The 1,380-nt window shown below is 69.3% G+C and carries 1 protein-coding gene; it reads left to right on the forward strand.

Annotated elements, in window-relative coordinates; translation table 11 throughout:
• Nucleotides 1-84 precede the first annotated feature (84 nt).
• On the forward strand, nt 85-1,308 hold the full coding sequence (locus ACFUJR_RS39285; protein WP_383451305.1) for an IS701 family transposase: 1,224 nt from the start codon (nt 85-87) through the stop codon (nt 1,306-1,308).
• Nucleotides 1,309-1,380: the final 72 nt, after the last annotated feature.

Raw genomic sequence — 1,380 nt, forward strand, 5'->3', positions numbered from 1 at the left:
CGTGCGGGGGCGGTCTCAGGGAAACCGCCCCTCGATCGTGCGACAACGCCGCAGGTAGTGACAGCGGCGGGGCAGCCTCCGAGGGTGATCACTGAGTATGCCGCCGCGCGGTGGGACCTCGAACTGGACGATCTCTTCCTGACCATCGGGCACCGCTTCGGCCGAGTCGAGCTCCGCCGCCGCATGCGTGACTACGTACGCGGGCTGCTCGCACCGGTAGCACGAAAGAACAGCTGGCAGCTGGCCGAACAGGCCGGCCACCGCACGCCCGACGGCCTGCAGCACCTCCTCGCCGGATCGAAGTGGGAGCCCGATGACATCCGCGACGACCTGCAGCAATACGTCGCCGACAAGCTCGGCGAGAACGACGGCGTGCTGATCATCGACGACACCGGGTTCATCAAGAAGGGCACCACCTCCGCCGGGGTCCAGCGCCAGTACTCCGGCACCGCCGGCCGGACCGAGAACTGCCAGATCGGTGTCTTCGCCGCCTACGCCTCCGCCCGCGGCCGGGCCCTGGTCGACCGCGAGCTCTACCTCCCCAAGTCCTGGACCGAGGACCGGGAACGCTGCCGCACCGCAAGGATCCCCGACGAGCGGGAGTTCGCCACCAAGGGCGAACTGGCCCGGCACATGGTGCTGCGGGCCCTCGCCTCACCGCTGCCCATCGCCTGGGTCACCGCGGATTCCGCCTACGGCCAGGACAACCGATTCCGCCGGCTGCTGGAACAGTCGGGCGTCGGCTACGTGCTGGCCGTCCCCAAATCCCAATTCAGCGTGGGTTGTTCACGGATCGAGGGTCTGTTCGCGCAGGCCCCCAATGAGGCATGGGAGAAGATCTCGTGCGGCGACGGCGCGAAGGGGCCCCGCGTCTACCACTGGGCGGCAGTGCGGCTGCCGGCCGTCGCTGAATTCGACTACCAGGGCGAGGTCCCCCACCGGATGCGATGGGCACTGGCCCGCCGCAGCATCAGCAAGCCCGACGAGATCGCCTACTACCTCGCCTACGCACCCCTTCAGACCACGGTCCAGGAGCTGGTGCGGGTCGCCGGCGCGCGCTGGGCGATCGAGGAGTGCTTCCAGGCCGCGAAGAACGAGTGCGGCCTGGACCAGTACGAGGTCCGCCGCTACGTGGGCTGGTATCGGCACATCACTCTGGCCATGCTCGCGCACGCTTTCCTGGCCGCCACGGCACACCAGTCCTGGGAAAAGGGGGCGCAACCGGTGAGACATCCGGGGCCGTCGGGCTCACAGTGGCGGAGGTTCGGCGACTCCTGGCAGCTTGTGGTGCCCGGCCCCCGCACCTGAGCGGACACCGAGGGCGACACCACGCGCTGAGCTGGTCGAACTGGCGCCGCCGACGCCAAGCAGTCGCCCGCC

It is taken from the genome of Streptomyces sp. NPDC057271 (assembly GCF_042668715.1).
Taxonomy (GTDB): Bacteria; Actinomycetota; Actinomycetes; order Streptomycetales; family Streptomycetaceae; genus Streptomyces.